We start from the raw sequence: 24,020 nt of genomic DNA, 5'->3' as shown, positions 1-24,020 counted from the left end.
CCCGAGATTGGCGGCAATCCGGCGAGGCCTGATGGTCTCTCAATTGCTCCAGCTGCGGAACTGCAGTCCGAGCAGGTCGTAACGGACCCGAAGATAGCCGTCGGGACCGTGCACCACGGCATTGGGCACGATCCGCTCGACCTCCTGGGCCATCACACCGATATAAAACGTGTCGTCCCAGAGATAGTGAAACCGGTAGAGACAGATGCCGCTGTCGAGGCATCCGAGCCGCGAGATATCGCGCTTGAGCCGCCTGTCGGACGTGACAGGCGGTGGAGGCGGTGGAGGCGTTGGCGGCAGGGTCGGAACCACCGCCGGCACGGGCTGCGGCGGAGGCGGACCGTATTTGTCGTAGGACCGCTCGATCGACCTGGGGGTGTTCGTGTCCTGGCCGTCGCCGCGGCTCTGCGAGACCGGCGCGCCAGTATAGGACAGTTTGGGCTGCGAGAAGATGATGGCTCGCTGGCGCATCGACCTGGCGAGGCCGCCGTTGACGCATCCACCACCTGAAGTCCTGCCCTCCGGGCATCTTGCTTGCGCCTGCGCCTGATCGAAAATCGACAAGCCGGCGACGAATGCCGTGACCAGAGCAAAGCCGCTCAAACCAGTGATGATGCGCGTCAAAATTTCATGCTCCCGCCAAGCATTGCGATCCAGCCGCGAACGCGAAGGTTCGGCGTCAGTTCGGTCAGGTTTTCATTGATCCAGAAGTGCTCGACACTCGTTTTCAAGGACAAGCCTTCGCGTGGCGAATACTGCGCAGAACCTCCCGCTCCGATGCGGGTCTTTGCCGGAATGAATTGCTGCGTGACCGGATTGTAGGAGTTTTGATCGCGCCGCATGTAGTTCAGCATCGGCGCGATGGTCCAGTTGCCGCTCACGACGGGTTGCTCGAGGCGATACCGATACACGGCGCTGTTGGACCGAAACGACTCGGGAATGATCTTCAACAACTCCGGATCCAAAACCCTATTCTTCTCGGCGTTGGTCCACGACGCCGTGAATGTCGTGCTCGATGATGTCGTCCATGCGTATCCGACCGTACCTGACAGCGTGTAGCGGTCGCCAAGCGCATAGGATGAGATATGATCCAGATGGGTTGCAGTTTCGTGGGCGTAGGACGCTGAAGCCAGCAGCGTCAGGCTTGCCAGCTGGTAGCCGAGCGACGCCGTCTGCGTCGCGACCCGTCCCGGCCCCACCAATGTGGTTGCCTGCGGCTCCGTGCTTGCGGGATCGAGCAGCGCTTCCATGCGATATGCGCCGCGCCATGTATAGCCGGAACTGAACGTCAGGATGAGCTGTTCGCCGATGGGCAGGTTGACGCCGACCGTCGGCCCTATGTTCAGCCCTTCCCCGAATGTTGCGAGGTCGACGATGTCCTGATCCATCCGCGCATTCGCCGCGCTGCCATAGAGAGCCGTCGTCCCCGTTGGAAGATTGACGTTCATGGAGACGAACGGCTGAATTCCGGGAATGCCGAGATAGGTTGCTGTCCCCGAGACGACCGTATCAGTCGTGGTCGTGACGCTGCCGGTCAACCCGGGCGTGGATTGCCGTGACCAGACATAGCCGCCCCTGCCGAGCAGATCGACTTTGACGTTTTCGAGCGGCTGCCCGCTCGCCTGGATCGTCAGGGGTGCATAGACCTGCGTCCCGGCGCCGGCCGCCGCCGAGCCGCTGGCAGGGAAACCCCGCGTGCCGCTCCAGGTGGCATATCGCAATTCCTGATCGGCGCTCAGCGACCAGTTCGGCTCGGCGGCATTCGCGAGCGAGGAGACCGTACAGCAGGCCATGACCACACGCGCGCGCTTCCATCCGTCTCGAACCGAATCGTAGAGGCGCGCGCGCATGATGGGCTGAGAGGACATGCAGTTGGAGAAGCCTGACGGCAACGAGATCGCCGGATGCACGGCGACCTCGCGCTCGGACCCGCGATCAAGCCGCGGCTACGGCTGCTTCTTCCCGGACGTGGGGGCTGGCGGCTTGGGGGGAGCCGGAGTGGGCTTCGGCGGCGGCGGGATATTCTTCCGTACGGCCGCGTCGGCCATCGACGGAGATCTCGTGTAAGCCATGACCGGAGCGGCACTGACCGCTGCGAACAACGCCGCGGCGATCATCATTCGATACATCATGAACTTGTTCCTCTTCATAGTCCGTCCGGGAGCAGTGAAAAATTCCAGCCGATGACGGTCGCGGCTGAGAATCTGTTGGCAGACATCGGGGAGCGCCGCGGGGATTTGTAGGCCGACCGCCGTCAATGCCGGCGTCAGTCCGGCGTGACAGCAGCGTGACTCCTGCTTTGCGCGGCCTTCAAAGTGCGTCAAAGCGTGTTAGGTGTGTTTCCGAGGCCACGATCGCCGGCCCGGTTTGCCATGGGAATGAGAGACTGCGTGCCGCTTCCGAGATTTGGTCTTTCGCTGTTCGGACGTTTTGAACTGACGACAAATGACGGCGTGGTTTCGTTGCCGGGCCGGAAACTTGCTGGATTGCTCGCCTATCTGGCTTGCACTGCGCCGCGCCGCCAACCGCGCGAAAAGCTCGCGAACCTGCTGTGGGGCTCGCATTTCGAGACTCAGGCGCGGCAGAATCTGCGCCAGAGCCTGGTGCGGTTACGGCGGATTCTCGGGCAGGACTCCATTTGCAGCGACGACAATGACGTCTGGCTCGCGCCCGGGGTGATCGATTGCGATGCGGTCCGCTTCGAGACCCTGATCGTCGAGGGCAGCCGCGCGTCGCTGGCCGCGGCCGCCGATCTCTACCGCAATCCGCTGCTGACGGATCTGAATATAGAAGAAGACGCATGGTCGGAATGGCGCGACCAGGAACGGGAGCGGCTGGACGGCCTGGCCGTCGATTCCATGGTCCGGCACGGCCAGCACGCGCTGCAGTCCGGACATGCGGAATCCGCGCTCAAGACGGCCAACCGGGCCATTGCCGTGAATGCCTTGCGCGAGGATGCGCATCGGCTGGTCATCCAGGCGCTCACCGCCAATGGACGCAAGGCCGAGGCGCTCAAGCGCTATCAGGATCTCGTCGCGCTGCTCAAGCGCGAGCTGAACACGGAGCCCGATGCGGTCACCCAGTCGCTCGTCGCGGAACTCCGCAACGCCAGACCGTCCGGTGCGGCGCGGACGAACGAGCCCCTGGATGGCGTTCGGGTGCGGGAGACCGAAGCCGCAGCCGTCGCGGAACGCGACGACGATGCTCCGCCCTCGGAATCGCTTCGCCCGGGCGGCCGCCAGCAGCGCCAGTTGACGATCATGGCCTGCCAACTGATCGGCGCGATGCCTCTGTCCGCGGAGCGCGACCCAGAGGATATCCACGACCAGATCGTCGCCTTTCATCGGGTCGCGGCTCGGATCGCAGCGCAATTCCATGGCTTCGTCGCCCAGCACCAGGGCAACGGTGTCCTGATCTATTTCGGTTATCCCATGGCGCGCGAGCACGATGCCGAACATGCCGTACGCGCTGGCCTTGCGATCGTCGACGCGGTTCGCATCCTGGACGCACCGGCCGGCGCGGCACCGCGGGCGAGCGTCGGGATCGCAACCGGCCTCGTCGTGATCGGCGAGAAGCCCGGGCCCGGTGATCTCAGGCAGCACGTTGCGATCGGCGAGACGCCGAACCTGGCAACACGATTGCAGGGCGTTGCCGGACCGGGCGAGGTCGCGATCGCGGCCGGCACGCGGCGGCTGCTTGGGCAATTGTTCGACACGCGCGCGCTTCCGGATATCGAGGTCAAGGGACTGCGAGAGCCGGTGCCCGCGTGGCAGGTGCTCGGCGAGGCTGTTGGCGTCAGCCGTTTCGATGCGCGGCGCGCCGATTCACTGTCCGCGCTCGTCGGTCGCCAGGAAGAGATCGAGCTGCTGCTGCGCCGCTGGAATCAGGCGAAGTCCGGTGCGGGCCGCGTGGTGCTGATCTCGGGCGAGCCCGGCATCGGCAAGTCGCGCATCGTCGAGAGCGTGTTGACGAGGCTCGAGGACGAGCAACACAGCCGCTTGCGCTATTATTGCTCTCCGCATCATGCGCACAGCGCGCTCTACCCGCTCATCGTTCAGCTTGAACGGGCTGCCGATTTCGAACCCGGCAGCAGCGCCGGCGTACGGATAGACAGGCTGGAAGCCCTGCTCGCGCCCGCAACGAAAAATCTGACCCGCGATGTCGCGCTGATCGCCGAACTTCTCGGCGTGCCCTCTGACGGACGCTATCCGGCCCTCGCGATCTCCCCGCAGGAGAAGCGGGAGATGACCCTCAATGCGCTGCTCAACCAGCTTTCAGCCGGAACGGTGCAGACACCGGGGCTGATCGTGGTCGAGGACGCGCACTGGATCGACCCGACATCGCTCGACCTGCTCGACGCGATCGCGGCTCGCGCCGCAAACCTGCCGCTGCTGTTGCTTGTCACCATCAGGCCGGAATTCCAGCCTTCCTGGATCGGCCAGCCACATGTGACGCTGTTGCCCCTCGGCCGCCTTGGCCGCAGCGACAGCGCCGGCATCATTGATGACGTCGCGGGAGGCAAGCCTCTCCCCGAGCCCGTCGTCGAGCAGATACTGTCGCGCGCCGACGGCATCCCGCTGTTCGTCGAGGAGTTGACCCGCACGCTGATCGAGCAGGAACTGTTGCGCGAGGCATCCGACAGCGAAGGGCCGGAGGGGTCGCGGCGGTCGCTCGCCATTCCGGCGACGTTGCAGGCCTCGCTGGCCGCTCGCCTCGATCTGCTCGGCGCGGTGAAGGACGTGGCTTCGATCGGCGCTTCGATCGGGCGAGAGTTCTCCTACGAGCTGATCGCTGCAATATCCGCGCTGCCCCCTGTCGATCTGGACGCCGCGCTTGAACGGCTGACGGCCTCCGGCCTCGTCAGCCGTCGCGGCTCGCCGCCGCAGGCGAGCTACACGTTCAAGCACGCGCTGGTCCAGGATGCCGCCTATGTCGCGATGCTGAGGAGCCGCAGGCAGCAATTGCATGCGGATATCGCGAACACGCTCATCGAAAGCTTCCCGGCACTGGCCGAAACCCAACCCGAGATCGTTGCCCTTCATTTCGCCGAGGCCGGGCGTGTCCGCGAGGCGACCGACCACTGGATCAAGGCGGGGCGACTCGCACATGCGCGATGGGCCAACCGCGAAGCAGCCAATTTCTTCGAACGGGGGCTGCGCTGTCTTGCGACGCTGCCGCAGACCCGGGACACAATGGAGCAGGCGATCGATCTCAGGTTCGACCTGAAGACCTCGCTGTTTCCACTCGGCCAGTTCGCGCGCATCGTCGGCTATCTTCGCGAGGCCGAAGCGCTGGCCAGAGATCTCGACGATCCCGGACGGCTTTGCCTCGCGTCCGTTCACATGTGCCAGACCCTCAGCCTGAGCGGCCATCCACAGGACGCCGTCAAGTTCGGGCGGGACGCCCATCGTCTCGCAGAGCAGCTCGGCGAGCTTTCGCTCCGCATCTCGGCATCGCTGTTTCTCGGGCTCGCCTGCTTCTCGACGCTGCACTACGGCGAGTCGGAATCTCATTATCTCAACGTGCTGGAACTGCTCGACGGCGACGCATGCCTCCAGCAATTTTCCCTCGCCGGATTTCCGGCCGTGACCGCCCACGGTTTTCTCGCTCGCATCTATGCCGACCAGGGCAAGTTCGCGCGCGGGATCGCTCACGGCGAGGAAGGCATACGCCTCGCCGAGGCGGTCGATCACCCCTATAGCCTCGGCATCGTCAGCTGGTGCTTTGCCGATCTGCTGGCGTCCCGGGGAGAGCTGAACCGCGCAGTCGTGGTGCTGGAGCGCGGATTGGCGGTGGCGCGCGAGTGGAACCTGCCGTTCCTCGTCGCAGGCAATTCCGGCAGCCTTGGCCACGCTTATGCCCTGCTGGGGCGAACGGCCGAAGGCCTGCCGCTGATGGAGCAGGCGCTGAGGGTCTTCGAGAAGATGGGGCATCGATTTGCCCAGGCGCTGTTCCTGTCGCCTTTGGGCGAAGCATACCTGTTGGCTGGCCGGCAGGCGGATGCTCTCAGGGCTGCCGGACAGGCGCTGACGCTGGCCCGTGAAAATGGCCAGCGGAGCGGCGAGGCGGCCGCCCGGCGTCTTCTGGGCGAGGCTTCCAGCGGCGGCAGCTCCCCCGACCAGGCCGAAGGTCACTACAGAGCCGCGCTGGCGCTCGCCGATGAACTCGACCTCCGCCCGCTTGCTGCGCGCTGCCGTCACGGCCTCGGAAAATTGTATTTGAACGCGGGACGCCCGGACCAGGCTCGCGACGAGCTTGTTGCCGCGGCGACGATGTACCGCGAGATGGAGATGCGGTTCTGGCTGGTGCAGGCCGAAGCGGAATTGAGCGGATTGCCGGACTCCCTGTTGCATGGATCCCACAACCCGGTGTGAGCTTCGTATTCCCCAGGGAACGAGCGGCCGGCGGCCGATGAAATTCGCCCCGGCTCACCCTATCTGCCAGTCTCTTCCTCCACTCGTCATGAATCGAGCCCCATGACCGACCAGACGCTCGCCGCGCCTATCGACGATCAATCGGACCGTCCGCGCGGCTTTTCGCGCTACCAGGCGCTCCTGATCGCGCTTCTGGCGTTCACGCAGTTCACGATCATCCTCGACTTCATCATCATGTCGCCGCTCGGCGCCATCCTGATGCCTGCGCTCAACATCACGGCCGCCCAATTTGGCGTGGCGGTGTCGGCCTACGCGTTCAGCGCGGGACTGTCGGGCATCCTCGCCGCGGGCTTTGCCGATCGCTTCGACCGCAAGCGCCTGCTGCTGTTCTTCTATGTCGGCTTCACGCTGGGCACCCTGCTCTGCGCCATGGCGCAGAACTACCACGTGCTGCTGGTCGGCCGGATCGTGACCGGATTGTTCGGCGGCGTGATCGGCTCGGTGGTGCTGGCCATCATCACCGACCTGTTCGCGCTGCACTTGCGCGGCCGCGTGATGGGCTTCGTGCAGACCGCGTTCGCCGCGAGCCAGGTGCTCGGCATTCCCGCCGGGCTGTTTCTCGCCAATCACTGGAGCTGGCAGGTCTGCTTCGTCGCGATCGTCGGCCTCTCGATCGTCACGATCGCCATCATCGCCTTCGTGATGGAGCCGGTGAACGCGCACTTGCGGCTCAAGCAGGACAGAAACCCGTTCCATCACCTGATCGCGACGGTCGGCGAGCCGCGCTATACGCTGGCCTTCGCCGTCACGACGCTGCTTGCGACCGGCGGCTACATGCTGATGCCGTTCTCCAGCGCCTACACCGTGCACAATCTCGGCATCGACATGCTGCATCTGCCGACGATCTATCTCGTCTCCGGCCTGTTCAGCATCGTCACCGGACCGCTGGTCGGCCGGGCCAGCGACGCCTTCGGCAAATATCCGACCTTCGTGTTCGGCTGCGCGATGACCGTCGTCATGGTGCTGATCTACACCCATCTCGGCCACGTCTCGCTCACGACCGCGATCACCGTGAACGTGCTGATGTTCGTCGGCATCTTCTCGCGCATGATCCCGTCGCAGGCGCTGATGTCGGCGATCCCCGACCCCAGCCAGCGCGGCTCGTTCAGCGCAGTCAGCGCCTCGCTGCAGCAGCTCTCCGGCGGGCTCGGCTCGGTGCTCGCCGGCGCGATCATCGCGCAGGCGCCCGACGGCTCGCTGATCCATTTCGACCGGATCGGCTACGTCGTCGTCATGACGACCCTCATCACGCTGGTGATGATGTATTTCGTGCAGAAGGCGGTCGCGGAGCGGGCGGGGAAGAGGGTGGTGTGAGGGGAGGGCCCATCGAGGGGCCGAGGGCGCGGCGATACCGGGATCGCCGCCCTGCCATCTCTACCGATCGAAGGTAGGTCTATTTTGGGACCAAATCCCGCAAAATGGTGCCCAGGAAAGGACTCGAACCTTCACGGCCGTTAAGCCACTGGCACCTGAAGCCAGCGCGTCTACCAATTCCACCACCTGGGCATGCCGTTTGGGGCACGGAGGCGGTTACTACGGTTCGGTGACGCCGTTGTCAATTCATGCTTGGCCGGTTTTGGCGATGCGGATTGCGCATCGCAAACCGGCCCGATACAAGCCTGATAATACGCACTCTTTCCCGCAGGATTGGCTCCCATGGCATCGAATCTGGAAACTCTCGTCACGGTTTTCGGCGGATCGGGGTTTTTGGGCCGGAATGTCGTCCGCGCGCTGTGCCGGCGCGATTACCGGGTCCGTGTTGCGGTGCGGCGGCCGGAACTAGCCGGATACCTCCAGCCGTCCGGCAAGGTGGGGCAGGTCCACGTCGTCCAGGCCAACCTGCGCTATCCGGCCTCGGTCGAGGCGGCGCTGCGTGATTCGGATGTCGTGATTAATCTGGTCGGCATCCTTGCCGAGGGCGGCGCGCAGACCTTCGACGCCGTCCAGGCCAAGGGCGCCGAGACCGTCGCCAAGGCGGCGGCTGCCGCGGGCGCTCGCCTGATCCATGTCTCCGCGATCGGCGCCGACGCCGAATCGCCCTCGCATTATGCCAGGGCCAAGGCGGCCGGCGAGGCGGCGGTGCTGGCTGCAGTGCCCTCGGCCACGATCTTCCGTCCCTCCGTGATGTTCGGCCCCGAGGACCAGTTCACCAACCGCTTTGCCGCGCTGGCCCGGATATCGCCGGTGCTGCCGCTGATCGGCGAGACGACCCGGATGCAGCCGGTCTATGTCGGCGACGTCGCCACCGCGATCGCCGATGCCGTCGACGGCAAGGCCAAGGCGGGCGCGACCTACGAGCTCGGCGGTCCGGAAGTGCTAACCATGCGCGAGATCATCGAGGCGATCCTCGCCATCACCGCCCGCAAGCGCATGCTGGTGCCGCTGCCGTTCGGCCTCGCCCGCTTCCAGGCCAACTTCCTGCAGTTTGCGCCGGGCGCATTCAAGCTGACGCCGGACCAGGTCACGTTGCTGGAGCGCGACAATATCGTGTCCGATGCGGCGAAGGCGGCCGGGCTCACGCTGGAAGGCCTCGGCATCGCCGCCGATTCGCTGGAGGCGATCGCCCCGCAATATCTCTGGCGCTTCCGCGCGGCCGGTCAGTTCCAGCGCATGAGCGTGTGAGGGTTTCTTTCTTCAGCGCGCCCCGCAAGCGGGGCGAGGGAGCAGACCGCCGCTGCGGCTACAAACCTCAAAACTTCAGCTTCTTGAACACCGCTTCCGGCAGCGTCTTGATGATCAGCATCACGAGGCGCCATTTGCCGCTGACATAGACGACGTCGGTTTTCTTTTCGACCGCGCCGAGGATCGCATCGCCCACGACGGGCGCCTCGACGGTGAGCGGGCCGATCAGCTTCATGCCCTCGGTCATCTTGGTGCGGACGAAGCCGGGTTTCACCGTGACGACGTGCACGCCGCCATGGCTGGCGCGGGCACGCAGGCCCGAGAGGAAGGCGGAGAAGCCGGCCTTGGCCGAGCCGTAGACATAGTTGGAGGCGCGGCCGCGGTCGCCGGCGACCGACGACACGCCGACGAGCGTACCGCTGCCGCGGCCTAAGAACTTTTCCGCGAACAGGCCGAGGATCAGCGACGGCCCCTCGTAGTTGGAGCGCATGATCGTGGTGGCGTGGGCGAGATCGCTCTGCGCGCTGTCCTGCGTGCCGAGCAGTCCGACGATGGAGATGACGACATCGGGTAGCGCCGGAAGACTGCCGACAAAGCCGTCGAACGCGGCGGTGTCGAGCACGTCGAACCTGTAGACACCGACCTCGACATTGTAGCGCACGCGCAGATCGGCGGCGTCGGGCTCCAGCGCGGCGACGTCGCGGCCCGCGAGGCCGACATCGTAGCCCGCCTTGGCAAAAGCACGCGCGGCGGCGCGGCCGATGTCGGAGGAGCCACCCAGCACCAGAACGGACTTGCGTGACGTCACGGCCTAGACCTCATCAAACAGGCGTTGTGAAAGCTTCGAGCGGATGTTGCCTTCGGGATCGAGCGATTTGCGGATCGCCTTGAAGCGCGACAGAGCGGGATAGCCGGCCTCGAACGTCGCGCGCGACTGGCGCGCATCCTTGGCGAGGTAGAGCCGGCCGCCGGCAGCGACGACCAGACGGTCGATCTCGTCGAGGAAGTCCAGGATGTCGCCCTTCACAGGGAAATCCAGCGCCAGCGTGTAGCCGGGCAGCGGAAACGACAGGAGGCCGTCGCCCTGGCCGAGCTTCTTCAGCACCGCGAGGAAGGAGGCATCGCCGCGACGCGCGACGCGATCGAGGATGTCGCCGAGCACGTCGCGCGCGCCGGCTTCCGGGATCACGCATTGGTGCTGCAGGAAACCGCGCTTGCCATAGATGCGATTCCAGTCGGCAATGCTGTCGAGCGGGAAGAAATAGGGATAGAGCGAGACCACATGGCTGCCGCCCGCGCGCCGCGCGCCCTTGCGATAATAGAGTTCGTTGAAGGCGCGGATGCTGTAGCGGTTCAACGTCATCGACGGCAGGTCGATCGGCACGCTGAGGCCGGGATTCTTGCCGACCGGAAATGCGTCGGCACCATCCGCAAGCTCATCCTTGCCGGCGTGCTCGCCGAGATAGATCAGCGAGCGGCCGAGATTTCGCCCGCGCGCGGCGCAGTCGATCCACGCCACCGAATAGGTCGCGGCATCGCCGGCATCGAGCGCGCGCATCGCGGCGTCGAGATCGGATGCGGAGATCACCCGCTCGCGGATCCATCCCGTTTCGACCCGCCGCAGTCGCATCGTCGCTTCGAGGACCACGCCGGTGAGGCCCATGCCGCCGATCGTCGCGAAGAAGGCATCGGAGTTCTGTTCGCGCGAGACCTCGATGGTCTGGCCCTCGCCGGTGCGCAGCAGGATGCTCTCGACATAGCGGCCGAAGCCGCCCTCGCAATGATGGTTCTTGCCGTGCACGTCGGACGCGATGGCGCCGCCGACCGAGACGAAGCGCGTGCCGGGCACGACGAAGGGCAGGAAGCCGCGTGGGCCGAAAGTGTCGATCAGGTCCGCCAGCAGCACGCCGGCCTCGAGGCGGATACGGCCCGTGGCCGGATCGAACGACCTGATCCGGTCGAAGCCGGTCATCGCGACGGTCCTGGCAGTTCCAATTGCGGCATCGCCATAGGCGCGGCCGTTGCCCCGCGCCACCGAGCCGGTCACATCAGCGACGGCGTCGCCTACGGCCTCGAACGAGCGCGGACGCAGCAGATCGGTATCGGCGACCGGGAAGCGCCCCCAGCCGGAGACGAGGGTCATGGTTCAGCTCCTGTGCCGGGCGGCGTCCGCCCCGCCTTGGAAACTGCCTACCGGTCAAAAGCTTATTTTGCGTTGAGGGCGTGGTGGACGCGTAGCCCGGATGGAGCGCAAGCTCCATCCGCTACGGGCCGCAACGAGTTTCTAAAGGTTACCGCCCCAGCGCCAGCGCGATCAGGCCGAGCGTGCCGACGATGACGCGCCACCAGGCGAACACCACGAAGCCGTGGCGGGTGACGTAGGTCAGGAACGTCTTCACCACGATGATCGCGGTGATGAACGACACGATGAAGCCGATCGCGACGATGCCCATATGGTCCATCGTCATCTCGGAGCGGTTCTTGTAGAAGTCGTAGGCGAACGCGCCGATCATGGTGGGGATGGCGAGGAAGAACGAGAACTCCGCCGCCGCGCGCTTGTCGGCGCCGAGCAGCATCGCCGCGACGATGCTGGCGCCGGAGCGCGACACGCCCGGGATCATCGCCACGCACTGCGCGATGCCGATATAGAGGTACATCAGCAGCGGGAACCTGGTGGCGTCGTGCTCGCGCGGCTTGAGGTCGAGCTTGTCGACCCAGAGCAGGATGGCGCCGCCGACGATCAGCGTGAAGCAGACGACCCAGGGGTTGAACAGCACGCTCTTGATGTATTTGCCGGCAACCAGGCCGACGACGACAGCAGGCAGGAACGCCACCAGCACGCCGATGACGAAACGGCGCGCATAGGCATCGCCCGTGAAGAAGCCGATCACGACGTCCCAGAGCTTTTTGAAATACAGCCCGACGATCGCGAGGATCGCACCCAGCTGGATCAGAACGGTAAACGAATCCCAGAAGGCGCCTTCACCAAGATGGAAGAAACGCTCGGCGAGCAGCAGGTGGCCGGTCGAGGACACGGGAAGGAACTCGGTCACGCCCTCGATGATGCCGAGGATCACTGCCCGTATTGCATCTGACATATTTACGGTCCATTTCGGCTGGAAAAGCGGGGCTCTTCTCGCCTATTCCCCCCAATGCTGCAATCGCAAAATGCGGCATCACGCTCTTGCTTCGCGGTTTTGAAGGACTAGTGTGGCGCCGCCCAAACATTGATGGATTCTTAAGCACCATCAAATAGTCAAAGGCTTCATGTTTACGCTGTTTCATCATCCGTTCTGTCCGCATTCGCGCTTCATCCGGCTGATCGCGGGCGAGTACGGGCTCGACCTCAAGCTGGTCGAGGAGCGCAGCTGGGAACGGCGCGAGGCATTCTTGCTGCTCAACGCGGCGGGCACGACGCCCGTCCTGATGGACGACGAGCAGCCGCCGATCCCGGGCGCGGCGATCATCGCCGAATATGTCGACGAGGCCTATGGCGCCGGGATGGGAGCCAAGCGCCTGATGCCGGAGACGACGTTCGAGCGCGTCGAGGTGCGCCGGCTGATGGCCTGGTTCAACGAGAAGTTCTTCGAGGAGGTTTCGCACCCTCTCGTCACCGAGCGCATCTACAAGCGCTTCATGAGCGAAGAGAATGGGGGCGGCCCGCCCTCGGCCGACGTAATGCGCGCGGCCAAGGCCAACGTGCGCTATCATCTGGCCTATATCGGCTGGCTGGCGCAGACGCGTAACTTCCTCGCCGGCGACCGGCTGACCTACGCGGATCTCGCCGCCGCGGCGCATCTCTCGGCGATCGACTATCTGGGCGACGTGCCATGGAGCGAGGACGACGCAGCAAAGGCGTGGTACGCGCGGGTGAAGTCCCGCCCGTCGTTCCGTCCGCTGCTGAGCGAATGGCTGGCCGGCGTGCCGGCGTCGCGGACCTACGTGGACCTGGATTTCTGAGCTCCGATCCGACTGAACTGAAGGCGGCGCTCGAACGCGAGGCGCGCGCGCTCGGCTTCGACTGCATCGGCGTCACTCAACCCGGCACGATCGAAGCGGCCGGAAAGCACTTCCTCGAATTCATCGCCTCCGGCGGCCATGGCGACATGGACTGGCTCGCGGCGCAGCCGGAGCGCCGGGTCGATCCGCGCGGGCTGTGGGCCGACGTGCGCAGCGTGATCATGCTCGGCGTCAATTATGGTCCCGACTCCGATCCGCTCTCGATTCTCGCGCAGCGCACGCGCGCCGCAATCTCGGTCTATGCGCAGGGCGACGACTATCACGACCTCATCAAGAAGCGGCTGAAGGCGCTGGCGCGCTGGCTGGTCGCAACCGCCCCATCGGATGTGAAGGTGTTCGTCGACACCGCGGCCGTGATGGAGAAGCCGCTGGCGCAGGCCGCGCATCTGGGCTGGCAGGGCAAGCACACCAATCTGGTCTCGCGCGAATTCGGCTCGTGGCTGTTTCTCGGCGCGATCTACACGACGCTGGAGCTGCCGCGCGACGGCGCCGAGATCGATCATTGCGGCTCGTGCCGCGCCTGTCTCGACATCTGCCCGACGGCAGCGTTCCCCGCGCCCTACAAGCTCGATGCGCGGCGCTGCATCTCCTATCTGACCATCGAGAACAAGGGGCCGATTCCGCACGACTTTCGCAAAGCCATCGGCAATCGCATCTATGGCTGCGACGACTGCCTTGCCGCCTGCCCGTGGAACAAGTTTGCGCAGGAGGGACGCGAAGCGAAGCTTGCCGCGCGTGACGAATTGCGCGCGCCAGGTCTCGCCGAGCTGGCGCGGCTCGACGATGCCGCGTTTCGGGCGCTGTTCACGAAGTCCCCGGTCAAGCGCATCGGCCGCGACCGCTTCTTGCGCAACGTGCTGATTGCAATCGGCAACTCGGGCGAGGCAGCGCTGGCAGCGGAGGCGCGGCGACTGCTGAGTGACGAGAGCGCGGTAGTGCGCGGGGCTGCGGTCTGGGCGCTGGGGCAGTTGGTGTCGCGGGAAGAGTTTGAGGCGCTGAAGTCTGCCGTGGCGAGCAACGAGCACGACGACAGCGTTCGTGAGGAGTGGCGCGCCGCTTCCTGACCCTCATCCTGAGGAGCCGCGTAGCGGCGTCTCGAAGGATCGAGGCCGAGCTGCCACAGCGGGGCCTGCATGGTTCGAGACGGCGCTTCGCGCCTCCTCACCATGAGGATCGAGCAACTTGATTTCCCCGCGCGTTCCCGCAAAGTCGCGCGCATGACAAACATGCCCTTCTTCACCCGCGACGGCGATACATTCCACCCGACGGAAGTCGCCAATGGTCCATGGGACCCGAAATCGCTGCACGGACGCGTCATCGTCGGCCTGCTCGGCTTCGCCATCGAGGAGCATCATTCCGGTCCCGAGTTCGTGCCGGCGCGGCTCACCGCCGACATGTTCCGGCTGCCGACCATCGACAAGCCGATTGAAGTGACGACGCGGCTCGTCCGCGATGGACTGCGTATCCGCGTGGTCGAGGCGGAGCTGTTTTCCGGCGGCGTCAGCATGGCGCGCGCCTCGTGCCAGCTGCTGCGCAAGACGCAGAATCCGGACGGCAATGTCTGGTCGCCGCCGAACTGGGACGTGCCGAAGCCATCAGACATTCCGAAACCGACCGATCCCAGGCTCGGCATGAACGGCAAATGGACGACGCGCCCCATCGTCGGTCACATGGGCGCGCTCGGGCCGCGCCGTCTCTGGATGAGCGAGGTGCGCGAGCTCGTCGCCGGCGTTGCGATGACGCCGTTCGTCCATGTCGCCGTCGGTGCCGATTTCGCCAGTCCGTTCGCGAACGCCGGCGACAAGGGGCTCGGCTACATCAACAGCGACGTCACGCTCTATCTGCACCGCCTGCCGGTGACGAAATGGATCGGCTTCGACGTGGTCAATCACCACGCGACGGATGGCGTCGCGATCGGCGAATGCTGGCTCTATGACGAACAGGGCCCGATCGGCACCGCAACGGTCGCAGCGCTGGCGCAGCGCAAGCCGATGACGAAGGTGCCGCCGCCGTAGGCACGCTGTCATTCCGGGGCATCGCGCAGCGTGAGCCCGGAATGACGACTACGCCAGATGCCTTTGCATCTCCGGCCGCGCCTTCAGCTCGGCGCCCTGCTTGGCGACGATCCTGGCAATTCTTTCAGGCGCGAACTTCAGATCGACGAAGGCCGGCGCGGTGTTGGCGACCTCGTGATAGCTGGCGATCCTGCCGCCCTTCAGCGTCATGATCGCGACGCCCTCGAACATCGCCCGCGCGCCGTTCGCTTCCGGCAGGGTCGATTTGTAGCTGAAGGTGTAGCGCGCATAGAGCGTGGCGCCGTCGGTGACGGGATCATGCATGTCCCAGCGGAAATCGGTCGCCGTGCGATAGAACCAGTCGTCGATCATCGCCGCGATCTTCTCGCGGCCTGCGAACGCCCCGTAGAAGACGTCGTGATAGACGCCGTCCTCGGTGAACAGCTCGGCGAAGGCGCGGCCATTGCGCTGCTCGACCGCATCGCAGAAGGCGCGCAGCATGGCGGTGGTGGTCATTGAATTGCCTCCCGGTGCTTCTTGTTGCGCCCTCTCCCCTTGCAAGGGGAGAAGGAAGAGAACAATCACCCGATCTCCGCTACCGCTGCAAGAATGCGTGCGATGTCCTGCGGGCGTGACAGGCGGTGGTCGCCGTCCTGGATCATGGTCAGCACGACGTCGTCGGCCGGCAGGCGATGCGTCAGCGCGAACGCGTGCTGCCAGGGCACGTCGGGATCCTGCGCGCCCTGCAGGATGCGGACGGGGCAGCCGAGATCGATGGCGCTGCCGAGCACGAGGTGGTTGCGGCCCTCCTCAATCAAGTTGCGCGTGATCGGATAGGGCGAGCCGTCGCCATAGTCCGACGGCCGCAGCCAGAAGCCTTTGGTCTCGATCTCCTTCTTCACCGCGGGCGGAAAATTCTTCCACATCAGTTCCTCGGTGAAGTCGGGCGCCGGCGCGATCAGCACGAGGCCTGCCAGTGAGCCCTTGCCGCTCCGCTTCCTGATCTCGCGCGCGAGCAGCAGCGCCATCCAGCCGCCCATGGAGGAGCCGATCAGGATCTGCGGGCCGTCGCAGAACCGCTGGAACACGGCGACGCTGTCCTCGAGCCAGCTTCCGATGGTTCCGTCGGCGAAATCGCCGCTGGATTCGCCGTGGCCGGAATAGTCGAACCGGACCGCCGCGCGGCCGTGATCCCTTGCCCAAGCGTCCAGCGCCACCGCCTTGCCGCCCTGCATGTCCGACTTGAACCCGCCCAGCCAGACGAGGCCAGGGCCCTTGCCGGCGCGGTAACGCACCGCGATCCGGCGCGCGGACGGGCCTTCGCCCAATTCGATGAAGTCGAGTACGGCATCGGAAATCGCTTCGGTCATGGAACGTTTACTCTGGCTGTGTGGTTTGAGCTGTTCGGACGTATTTTGCGACGCTGCCGAACATCGGCATTGGCCCTTTGGGACGCTTGCGGAACAGAAGCAAGGTGTCTATGTCGGTCAACGTGCCGGAGGACGTGGCCAAAATGCCTCGCATTTGAAGGTATTTTGACCGCGGCACGAGCGACTTGCTTGCCGGCAAACGCATCTTCCTTCAAAATAGCCGCTTCTTTCACAACTTTGGAGAACCACCCATTCGCCGTCCCAATAAAGCTCCGCCCGCTGCCAGCAAAGACGGGCCGCGCATCAATGATGATATTCGCAATGCGCAGATCCAGCTGATCGATCAGACCGGTGATAATAAAGGCACGGTTGAGACCGTCGTCGCCATCCGGATGGCCCAGGAAGTTGGCATGGATCTGGTCGAGATTTCGCCGAATACCAGCCCTCCCGTCTGCAAGATCATGGACTACGGGAAGTACAAGTATTCCGCTCAAAAGAAAGCCGCGGAAGCCCGCAAGCGGCAGAAGACCGTCGAGATCAAGGAGATCAAGCTCCGCCCGATGATCGACGACCACGATTACGACGTGAAGATGCGTGCGATGCAGCGGTTCTTCGAAGAGGGCGACAAGGTCAAGATCACGCTGCGCTATCGCGGCCGCGAAATGGCGCACCAGGAGATCGGCACCAAGCTGCTGGACAAGATCAAGACCGACGTTGCCGAGCTCGCCAAGGTCGAGCAGGACGCGCGGTTCGAAGGTCGCCAGGTCGTCATGGTGCTGGCACCGCGCTGACGCGAAGCGCTTCGGAACTCGAGTTCAACGGCCCGTCCGGATCTCCGGCGGGCCGTTTGTGTGTCAGCTCCGCGTCGCCTGCCAGGTGCCGCTGCAGTAATCGCCGGAAATGATGCCCCTCCACGAACCGGCGCCGTACATGCCGGCGAGCCGGCCACCGCCGCTGGCATGGGAGGCGCCGACCGAAACCTGGACGGCGACGGCGCCGGAGCGGTTGACCCTGCCCGAGACCCGGCCACCGCCGGCCGACGAGACGCGGCTGCCTGTCACGGTGAAGGGAACGCTGTAGCCCGAGCTGCAATTGCCGCGGGTGGTGGCGAAGGTGACGTTCCAGATGCCGTCATAGCCGCCGGCGCGGGCGTCGGCAGGTGAGGGGAGCGCGGCCGTGGCGAGCACGGCGAACAGCGCGAGATGGCGCGGACGGGCGAAACCGGTCAGCGAGGAGAGAAATTGCGGAAAATGGGCCATTTTGGACCTGCTTCAGGCGACAAGGCTTGGATATGGGGTAGCGTCCTCCAATAGTCGGCGGGCCCGTTTCGGCGGTTCATCGTTGCCAATTGGCTTGTCCTCTGTCATAAGCCCAGCCTTCATCGCCCGGCTGATTAAGGGCTGCCGTGGCGGTGTTTCGTGCGGGTTTCGCGCTAATTCGCAAAACCTGAGCACAATCAACGCTCTAACGAGCATTTTTGACGGCCAGCCGCCTTCGCGGGCGGATCTCTATGGCCATTAGGAGAGCCAAATGCCCAAGCTGAAGACCAAATCGGGCGCTAAAAAGCGCTTCAAGGTGACTGCCACCGGCAAAGTGATGCACGCCCAGCGCGGCAAGCGTCACGGCATGATCAAGCGGACGAAGAAGCAGATCCGTCAGCTCCGCGGCACTCGCGTGCTGTTCAAGACCGACGGCGACAACGTCAAGAAGTACTTCTTGCCGAACGCCTGATCGCGTCCACGATCACTGCCATCCCTGCCGCATTCCGTGCGGCAATCCGATAACCAAAGTCATCTCTGAAGGATTTCGTCATGTCTCGCGTCAAACGCGGTGTGACCGCCCACGCCAAGCACAAGAAAGTCTACAAGGCCGCCAAGGGTTTCTACGGCCGCCGCAAGAACACCATCCGCGCCGCCAAGCCGGCCGTGGAGAAGGCCCAGCAATACGCCTTCCGCGACCGCAAGCGTAAGAAGCGGACGTTCCGCGCGCTCTGGATCCAGCGCATCAACGCTGCCGTCCGTCCGTTCGGCCTGACCTACAGCCGCTTTATCGACGGCATGGCCAAGTCCGGGATCACCGTGGACCGCAAGGTGCTGTCGGATCTCGCGATCAGCGAGCCCGCCGCGTTCCAGGCGATCGCCGAGAAGGCCAAGGCCGCTCTGGCTGCCTGAGGCTCGCGCTAGCGGGCCTTCTGGCCCGCAGCCTTCAGCGCGCGCTGCGAGTAGCGCTGGGCGACCTCCGCCCGGCAAAAAGCCGCGAACGAGAGATACATGGTGCCGGACTTGTTCCGGTACTTCCGGTCGCAGACGCGCATCTCGCGTTTGTAAGCCTGCTGCTGCGCCGTGTTGAGACCGGGCATGAAGTCTGCCTCGCACTTCTTCTCGACGGCGGCGCCGAGCTGGACATCCCCGCTCGCGGTCAACTGGCAATCCTGAAACACCTTCATCGCGCTTTCGCAGCTCTTCTGCTTGTTGATGGTGTCGACGACCTCATCCAGCGTCATGGTTGTCTCCATGCAGACCATGGCGCGCGCTGGGGTGGCTGCGACCGACAGGACGACAGCCAGAACGGCAAGAACAACGGCAAGGCGGGGTCTCGACAGCGTCGTAAAGGTCTCCTCGTATCCCCCTTGGTGCCGCCTCCCCGCGCAGGGTTCAACCCAGCCGGCCATGTGCCCGAAATGACCGGCTTTTTGCTTGACGTTACGGCCTTCGGGCGGCGACAACCCAGCCGAATTTAGAGCCAAGGATTTGACAGTGTCCGACCTCGCAACGCTCGAAACATCCATCCTCGACCAGATCGCCGCCGCCGGCGACGAAGCCGCCCTGGAAGCGGTGCGCGTCGCGGCCCTCGGCAAGAAGGGCTCGATCTCGGCGCTGCTTGCCACGCTCGGCAAGATGTCGCCGGACGAGCGCAAGACGCAAGGCGCCGCGATCAACCTCGCCAAGGACAAGGTCACGCAGGCGCTCGCAGCACGGCGCGACGTGCTGAAGTCGGCGGCGCTCGATGCGCGGCTCGCATCGGAGACTATCGACGTCACCTTGCCGCTGCGCGATGCGGCCGCGGAGGCCGGCCGCATCCATCCGCTGAGCCAGGTCTGGGACGAGCTGACCACCATCTTCGCCGACATGGGATTCTCGGTCGCCGAAGGTCCCGACATCGAGACCGACGACTACAACTTCACAAAACTGAACTTCCCGGAAGGCCATCCGGCGCGCGAGATGCACGACACCTTCTTCTTCCATCCGAAGGAGGACGGCTCGCGGATGCTGCTCAGAACCCACACCTCGCCGGTGCAGGTGCGCACCATGCTGAGCCAGAAGCCGCCGATCCGCGTGATCTGCCCGGGCCGCACCTACCGCATCGATTCGGACGCGACCCACACGCCGCAATTCCACCAGGTCGAAGGCCTCGTCATCGACAAGAGCTCGCATCTCGGCCACCTCAAATGGATCCTGCACGAGTTCTGCAAGGCGTTCTTCGAGGTCGACCACATCAACATGCGGTTCCGCCCCTCGTTCTTCCCGTTCACCGAGCCGTCGCTGGAAGTCGACATCCAGTGCCGCCGCGACAAGGGCGAGATCCGCTTCGGCGAGGGCGAGGACTGGCTGGAGATTCTCGGCTGCGGCATGGTGCATCCGAACGTGCTGCGCGCCTGCGGCATCGATCCCGACGAGTACCAGGGCTTTGCCTGGGGCATGGGCATCGACCGCATCGCCATGCTGAAATACGGCATCGCCGATTTGCGTCAGCTGTTCGACAGCGACGTCCGCTGGCTGTCCCATTACGGCTTCAAGCCGTTGGAAGTCCCGACGCTCGCGGGGGGACTGAGCACGTGAACCTGAGCGCCGTCCCGGAGCAATATCGCGGCCTGCGGTCGTTCGCCTTCGGCGACGGACCGGCGCTGGCCGACGAGTTGCTCGATCTCGTGATCCGGGGCGTCAAGACCGCGACATGCAGCACCGAGGACGAGCCCAACACCTCGACGCCGGGCGAACGCTGGATCGTGCTCGACGGACGCGGAGAGCCGCGCTGCATCATCGAATCGACCGAGGTGAGCTATCGCCGCTTCGGCGAGGTCGATGCGGCCTTTGCCTTCGAGGAGGGCGAAGGTGATCGCAGTCTCGACCACTGGCGCAATGCGCATCGCAACTATTTCGGTCGGCAAGGCAAGTTTCGCGAAGACATGATGCTGATGTGCGAACGCTTCCGCCTGGTCGAGGTTTTCTAGGAACGCAAAATGAAATTCACGCTCTCCTGGCTGAAGGACCATCTCGAGACCGACGAGCCGCTGGACAAGCTGGCCGACAAGCTCACCATGATCGGGCTCGAGGTCGAGAACATCGAGGACAAGGCGAAGGCGCTGAAGCCGTTCACCATTGCGAAGGTGATCTCGGCCGAGCAGCATCCGAATGCGGACCGGTTGCGCGTCTGCATGGTCGACACCGGCGACGGTGGCGCGCCGGTGCAGGTCGTGTGCGGCGCGCCGAATGCGCGCGCGGGCCTCGTCAGCGTGTTCTCAGCCCCCGGCACCTACATTCCCGGCAAGGACATCACGCTGGGTGTCGGCACCATCCGCGGTGTCGAGAGCCGCGGCATGCTGTGCTCAGCGGCCGAGCTGCAGATCTCCAACGACCATGACGGCATCATGGAATTGCCGGCGGACGCGCCGATCGGCGCTGGCTATGCGGAATGGGCCGCCCTCGGCGATCCCGTGGTCGAGATCAATTTGACGCCGAACCGGCAGGACTGCACCGGCGTGCACGGCATCGCGCGCGATCTCGCCGCCGCCGACATGGGCAAGTTCAAGGACCCCACCATCAAGCCGGTCAAGGGCGAATTCCCCTGCCCGGTGAAGGTCACGGTCGAGGACGCCACGCTGTGTCCGGGCTTCGCGCTCCGGCTCGTGCGCGGCGTGAAGAACGGCCCGTCGCCGGAATGGCTGCAGAAGCGGCTGACCGCGATCGGGCTGCGCCCGATCAACGCGCTGGTCGACATCACCAACTTCATGACCTACGACCGCGCGCGCCCGCTGCACGTGTTCGACGCCAAGAAGGTGAAGGGCAATCTCGTCGTGCGCCACGCGCGCGAGGGCGAGACGCTGCTGGCGCTCGACGGCCGCACCTACAATCTCGATCCCGCCATTTGCGTGATCGCCGATGAGCACGGCGTCGAATCGCTTGCCGGCATCATGGGCGGCGAAGCCTCGGGCTGCGACGAGAACACCACCGACGTGCTGATCGAATCGGCGCTGTGGAACGAGATCAACATCGCCCAGACGGGCCGCAAGCTCGGCATCAATTCCGACGCGCGCTACCGCTTCGAGCGCGGCGTCGATCCGGCCTTCATGGTGCCCGGCCTCGAGCTCGCGACCAAGCTGGTGATGGAGATGTGCGGCGGCGCGCCGTCCGAGAACGTCGTGGTCGGCAAGGCCTTCGGCGACGACCGCGTGATCGATTTCCCGGTGACGGAAGTGAAGCGTCTGTCCGGCATCGAGGTGCCGCAGGTCGAGATGAAGCGCATCCTGACCCATCTCGGCTTCATGATGGCCGGCCCGGGTCCGGTGGTGAAGGTCGCGGTGCCGTCGTGGCGCTCGGACGTGCACGGCAAGGCCGACATCGTCGAGGAGATCGTCCGCATCTTCGGCGTCGACAAGGTGCCGATGACGCCGTTCGAGCGCGGCGACGACGCGCGCAAACCGGTGCTGACCCCGCTGCAGCTGCGCATCCGCCGCGCCCGGCGCGCGCTCGCCAGCCGCGGCATGGTCGAGGCCGTCACCTGGTCGTTCATCGCCAAGCCTGCGGCCGAATTGTTCGGCGGCGGCCAGCGCGCGCTCGAAGTGGCCAACCCGATCGCGTCCGATCTTTCCGATATGCGCCCGACCCTGCTCGCAGGGCTGATCGCGGCGGCGCAGGCCAATGCCGATCGCGGCTTTGGCGATGTCGCGCTGTTCGAGGTCGGTCAGTTATTCAAGGGTGATCGCCCGCAGGACCAGTTCATGGCGGCGAGCGGCGTGCGCCGCGGCCTTGCTTCGTCCGAAGGTCTCGGGCGGCACTGGACCGGCTCGGCGCAGGCCGATGTGTTCGACGCGAAAGCCGATGCGCTGGCGGTGCTGGCCGCGGCCGGCGCGCCGATGCAGGCGCTGCAGATCGTCGCCGGCGGTCCCGGCTGGCTGCATCCCGGCCGCTCCGGCACGATCCAGATCGGGCCGCAGAACGTGCTCGGCTATTTTGGCGAAGTGCATCCGCGCGCGCTCGAAGCGCTCGGCGCCGACGGGCCGCTTGTCGTGTTCGAGGTGATCCTCGACCGCATCCCCGAGGCGAAGAAGAAGCCGACCCGCGCCAAGCCGCTGATCGAGCTCTCCGCCTTCCAGCCGGTGTCGCGTGACTTCGCCTTCATCGTCGACCGCGCCGTCAAGGCCGGCGATATCGTCCGCGCCGCGCAGGGCGTCGACAAGAAGCTGATCACCGGCGTCAACGTCTTCGACGTCTACGAGGGCAAGGGCATCGACGATGGCAAGAAGTCGATCGCAGTCGCGGTCACGCTTCAGCCGCGCGAGAAGACCCTGACCGACCAGGAGATCGAGGCCGTCGCGGCGAAGATCGTCGCCGATGTGACCAAGAAGACCGGCGGCGTCTTGAGAGCATGATGCCGAAAAGTGTGAAGCGGTTTTCGGACAACATCATGCTCCAGAATCAACGAGCATGACGCTGGCGGATTTCCTTCCGAAGGATGTCAGCCTCACCATCGCGGCGGCGCTCTGCGCCGTCGCTTTCATTTCGGGCACCGCGCGCGGCTTCTCCGGCTTCGGTTCTGCACTGATCTTCATGCCGCTGGCGAGCAGCATCGCGGCGCCGCGACTGGTCGCAGCGCTTCTGCTCGTGATCGATTTCGTCGCGGCCGCGCCGCTGCTGCCGGATGCGTGGCGGAAGGCGGATCGAAAAGCCACGGCCGTGATCGTGCTGGGCGCGCTAATCGGCGTGCCCGTCGGCACCTATTTCCTCAGCGTGCTCGAGCCCGTCACCACGCGCTGGATCATCTCCTGCTTCGTCGCGGCGCTCCTGCTTCTGCTGCTGTCGGGCTGGCGCTATCGCGGCAAGGACCACGCCTGGCTCTCGGTCGGCATCGGCGGCCTCTCCGGCTTCTGCAGCGGCCTTGCACAGACCGGCGGGCCTCCGATCGTCGGCTACTGGCTCGGCCGCCCGATCGCGCCGATCGTCGCGCGCGCCAACATCTTGCTGTTCTTCGGCGCCTCGGATTTCTTCTCGATGGTCAGCTACGCCACGACCGGTCTGATCAGCCGCGAATCGCTGGTGCTGTCGCTGATCGTCGGCCCGGTCTACGCCCTCGGCGTCGCCTTCGGCGCGTCGCTGTTCGGCCGCGCCAGCGAGAAGGTGTTTCGCGGGATCTGCTATGCGCTGATTGCGATGGCGGTGATTTTCGGGCTGCCGGCGCTGGATGGGTTGTTGCGGTAGCTCTCAATGTCGTCCCGGCGAAGGCCGGGAGGTGGATTCACACTCGAAGTGCAACACTTGGGAGAAGGCCTCTGCCGGGGTCCT

The 24,020-nt window shown here is 65.1% G+C and carries 22 protein-coding genes and 1 tRNA gene; 13 read left to right on the top strand and 10 right to left on the bottom strand.

The genetic code is table 11. From position 1 onward, the window contains the following. Positions 1-39: 39 nt before the first annotated feature. Together XH79_RS21400 and XH79_RS21395 are read right to left on the bottom strand one after the other, a co-directional pair. The gene (locus XH79_RS21400) at positions 40-624 is read right to left on the bottom strand and encodes a tail fiber domain-containing protein (RefSeq protein ID WP_271582823.1); all 585 of its coding nucleotides are present in this window, start codon (positions 622-624) and stop codon (positions 40-42) included. Continuing rightward, complete coding sequence (locus tag XH79_RS21395) at positions 621-1,910, bottom strand: hypothetical protein (protein ID WP_271582822.1); 1,290 nt, start codon at positions 1,908-1,910, stop codon at positions 621-623. Before XH79_RS21395 ends, XH79_RS21400 begins: the two co-directional genes overlap by 4 nt. Positions 1,911-2,390: 480 nt before the next feature. Between XH79_RS21395 and XH79_RS21390 the strand changes: the two genes are divergently transcribed. Beyond that, a complete protein-coding gene (locus tag XH79_RS21390) occupies positions 2,391-6,374 on the top strand; it encodes a BTAD domain-containing putative transcriptional regulator (RefSeq protein ID WP_271582821.1) in 3,984 nt (1,327 codons plus the stop codon). A 102-nt stretch (positions 6,375-6,476) separates the two neighbouring features. After that, complete coding sequence (locus XH79_RS21385; RefSeq protein ID WP_271582820.1) at positions 6,477-7,748, top strand: MFS transporter; 1,272 nt, start codon at positions 6,477-6,479, stop codon at positions 7,746-7,748. A gap of 105 nt (positions 7,749-7,853) precedes the next feature. Here the strand turns inward: XH79_RS21385 and XH79_RS21380 are convergent. Continuing rightward, positions 7,854-7,940 (bottom strand) — tRNA-Leu (locus XH79_RS21380). Positions 7,941-8,090: 150 nt separating this feature from the next. Between XH79_RS21380 and XH79_RS21375 the strand changes: the two genes are divergently transcribed. After that, positions 8,091-9,056, top strand: coding sequence for a complex I NDUFA9 subunit family protein (locus XH79_RS21375; protein WP_271582819.1), 966 nt, complete (start codon positions 8,091-8,093; stop codon positions 9,054-9,056). Between the two features lie 67 nt (positions 9,057-9,123). Here XH79_RS21375 and XH79_RS21370 read toward each other — a convergent pair whose 3' ends face one another. The 3 genes from XH79_RS21370 to XH79_RS21360 all read right to left on the bottom strand — a co-directional run bounded on the left by XH79_RS21370 (position 9,124) and on the right by XH79_RS21360 (position 12,154). Next, entirely contained in the window at positions 9,124-9,864 is a 741-nt protein-coding gene (locus XH79_RS21370; RefSeq protein WP_271582818.1) for an SDR family oxidoreductase, read from the bottom strand. Between the two features lie 3 nt (positions 9,865-9,867). After that, a complete protein-coding gene (locus XH79_RS21365; protein ID WP_271582817.1) occupies positions 9,868-11,199 on the bottom strand; it encodes an FAD-binding oxidoreductase in 1,332 nt (443 codons plus the stop codon). A 148-nt stretch (positions 11,200-11,347) separates the two neighbouring features. Next, on the bottom strand, positions 11,348-12,154 hold the full coding sequence (locus XH79_RS21360) for an undecaprenyl-diphosphate phosphatase (RefSeq protein WP_212340066.1): 807 nt from the start codon (positions 12,152-12,154) through the stop codon (positions 11,348-11,350). Between the two features lie 169 nt (positions 12,155-12,323). On the opposite strand from XH79_RS21360, the gene XH79_RS21355 reads away from it, so the two are divergent. The 3 genes from XH79_RS21355 to XH79_RS21345 all read left to right on the top strand — a co-directional run bounded on the left by XH79_RS21355 (position 12,324) and on the right by XH79_RS21345 (position 15,091). After that, positions 12,324-13,016: a glutathione S-transferase family protein gene (locus XH79_RS21355; RefSeq protein ID WP_212340064.1), complete on the top strand. Its 693-nt coding sequence runs from the start codon at positions 12,324-12,326 to the stop codon at positions 13,014-13,016. Next, positions 12,965-14,140 (top strand): tRNA epoxyqueuosine(34) reductase QueG, encoded by a 1,176-nt coding sequence (queG, locus tag XH79_RS21350; protein WP_271582816.1) that lies wholly within the window; start codon positions 12,965-12,967, stop codon positions 14,138-14,140. Before XH79_RS21355 ends, queG begins: the two co-directional genes overlap by 52 nt. A gap of 153 nt (positions 14,141-14,293) precedes the next feature. Next, positions 14,294-15,091, top strand: a complete 798-nt coding sequence (locus tag XH79_RS21345) for an acyl-CoA thioesterase domain-containing protein (protein ID WP_271582815.1) — start codon at positions 14,294-14,296, stop codon at positions 15,089-15,091. Positions 15,092-15,139: 48 nt separating this feature from the next. Here the strand turns inward: XH79_RS21345 and XH79_RS21340 are convergent, their stop codons facing one another. Then, complete coding sequence (locus XH79_RS21340) at positions 15,140-15,607, bottom strand: nuclear transport factor 2 family protein (RefSeq protein WP_271582814.1); 468 nt, start codon at positions 15,605-15,607, stop codon at positions 15,140-15,142. Between the two features lie 65 nt (positions 15,608-15,672). Beyond that, on the bottom strand, positions 15,673-16,461 hold the full coding sequence (locus tag XH79_RS21335; RefSeq protein WP_212340056.1) for an alpha/beta hydrolase: 789 nt from the start codon (positions 16,459-16,461) through the stop codon (positions 15,673-15,675). A 251-nt stretch (positions 16,462-16,712) separates the two neighbouring features. Between XH79_RS21335 and infC the strand changes: the two genes are divergently transcribed. Next, positions 16,713-17,252 carry a translation initiation factor IF-3 gene (gene infC / locus XH79_RS21330; RefSeq protein ID WP_074447655.1) on the top strand — a complete coding sequence of 180 codons (540 nt, stop codon included), beginning with the start codon at positions 16,713-16,715 and terminating at the stop codon, positions 17,250-17,252. A gap of 63 nt (positions 17,253-17,315) precedes the next feature. On the opposite strand, the gene XH79_RS21325 is transcribed toward infC, so the two are convergent. Next, complete coding sequence (locus XH79_RS21325; protein ID WP_212340054.1) at positions 17,316-17,720, bottom strand: hypothetical protein; 405 nt, start codon at positions 17,718-17,720, stop codon at positions 17,316-17,318. 271 nt (positions 17,721-17,991) lie between these two features. On the opposite strand from XH79_RS21325, the gene rpmI reads away from it, so the two are divergent. Both rpmI and rplT read left to right on the top strand, forming a co-directional pair. Continuing rightward, a complete protein-coding gene (gene rpmI, locus XH79_RS21320) occupies positions 17,992-18,192 on the top strand; it encodes a 50S ribosomal protein L35 (protein ID WP_008539890.1) in 201 nt (66 codons plus the stop codon). A gap of 80 nt (positions 18,193-18,272) precedes the next feature. After that, positions 18,273-18,632 (top strand): 50S ribosomal protein L20, encoded by a 360-nt coding sequence (rplT, locus tag XH79_RS21315; RefSeq protein WP_027561620.1) that lies wholly within the window; start codon positions 18,273-18,275, stop codon positions 18,630-18,632. 8 nt (positions 18,633-18,640) lie between these two features. Here rplT and XH79_RS21310 read toward each other — a convergent pair whose 3' ends face one another. Then, positions 18,641-19,186, bottom strand: coding sequence for a hypothetical protein (locus XH79_RS21310; RefSeq protein ID WP_271582813.1), 546 nt, complete (start codon positions 19,184-19,186; stop codon positions 18,641-18,643). A gap of 31 nt (positions 19,187-19,217) precedes the next feature. Here XH79_RS21310 and pheS point away from each other — a divergent pair, with 31 nt between their 5' ends. From pheS to XH79_RS21290, 4 genes are read left to right on the top strand one after another with little or no spacing between them, the layout of a single operon-like run. Further along, a complete protein-coding gene (pheS, locus tag XH79_RS21305; protein ID WP_212340052.1) occupies positions 19,218-20,300 on the top strand; it encodes a phenylalanine--tRNA ligase subunit alpha in 1,083 nt (360 codons plus the stop codon). A gap of 2 nt (positions 20,301-20,302) precedes the next feature. Next, positions 20,303-20,692: an ASCH domain-containing protein gene (locus XH79_RS21300; RefSeq protein WP_271582960.1), complete on the top strand. Its 390-nt coding sequence runs from the start codon at positions 20,303-20,305 to the stop codon at positions 20,690-20,692. A gap of 9 nt (positions 20,693-20,701) precedes the next feature. Then, the gene (gene pheT / locus XH79_RS21295) at positions 20,702-23,110 is read left to right on the top strand and encodes a phenylalanine--tRNA ligase subunit beta (RefSeq protein WP_271582812.1); all 2,409 of its coding nucleotides are present in this window, start codon (positions 20,702-20,704) and stop codon (positions 23,108-23,110) included. A gap of 55 nt (positions 23,111-23,165) precedes the next feature. Further along, entirely contained in the window at positions 23,166-23,936 is a 771-nt protein-coding gene (locus tag XH79_RS21290) for a sulfite exporter TauE/SafE family protein (protein WP_271582811.1), read from the top strand. Positions 23,937-24,020: the final 84 nt, after the last annotated feature.

Source organism: Bradyrhizobium sp. CCBAU 45389, assembly GCF_028128625.1.
GTDB lineage: Bacteria > Pseudomonadota > Alphaproteobacteria > Rhizobiales > Xanthobacteraceae > Bradyrhizobium > Bradyrhizobium liaoningense_B.
This window is presented reverse-complemented; position numbering and strand designations above follow the sequence as displayed.

Bases quoted from the DNA above. Each gene is read 5' to 3' on its own strand.
- XH79_RS21385 (WP_271582820.1), top strand. From the start codon at position 6,477: ATGACCGACCAGACGCTCGCCGCGCCTATCGACGATCAATCGGACCGT.
- XH79_RS21375 (WP_271582819.1), top strand. From the start codon at position 8,091: ATGGCATCGAATCTGGAAACTCTCGTCACGGTTTTCGGCGGATCGGGG.
- XH79_RS21365 (WP_271582817.1), bottom strand. From the start codon at position 11,199: ATGACCCTCGTCTCCGGCTGGGGGCGCTTCCCGGTCGCCGATACCGAT.
- XH79_RS21360 (WP_212340066.1), bottom strand. From the start codon at position 12,154: ATGTCAGATGCAATACGGGCAGTGATCCTCGGCATCATCGAGGGCGTG.
- XH79_RS21355 (WP_212340064.1), top strand. From the start codon at position 12,324: ATGTTTACGCTGTTTCATCATCCGTTCTGTCCGCATTCGCGCTTCATC.
- queG (WP_271582816.1), top strand. From the start codon at position 12,965: ATGGCTGGCCGGCGTGCCGGCGTCGCGGACCTACGTGGACCTGGATTT.
- XH79_RS21345 (WP_271582815.1), top strand. From the start codon at position 14,294: ATGACAAACATGCCCTTCTTCACCCGCGACGGCGATACATTCCACCCG.
- XH79_RS21340 (WP_271582814.1), bottom strand. From the start codon at position 15,607: ATGACCACCACCGCCATGCTGCGCGCCTTCTGCGATGCGGTCGAGCAG.
- XH79_RS21335 (WP_212340056.1), bottom strand. From the start codon at position 16,461: ATGACCGAAGCGATTTCCGATGCCGTACTCGACTTCATCGAATTGGGC.
- XH79_RS21325 (WP_212340054.1), bottom strand. From the start codon at position 17,720: ATGGCCCATTTTCCGCAATTTCTCTCCTCGCTGACCGGTTTCGCCCGT.
- rpmI (WP_008539890.1), top strand. From the start codon at position 17,992: ATGCCCAAGCTGAAGACCAAATCGGGCGCTAAAAAGCGCTTCAAGGTG.
- rplT (WP_027561620.1), top strand. From the start codon at position 18,273: ATGTCTCGCGTCAAACGCGGTGTGACCGCCCACGCCAAGCACAAGAAA.
- pheT (WP_271582812.1), top strand. From the start codon at position 20,702: ATGAAATTCACGCTCTCCTGGCTGAAGGACCATCTCGAGACCGACGAG.
- XH79_RS21290 (WP_271582811.1), top strand. From the start codon at position 23,166: ATGACGCTGGCGGATTTCCTTCCGAAGGATGTCAGCCTCACCATCGCG.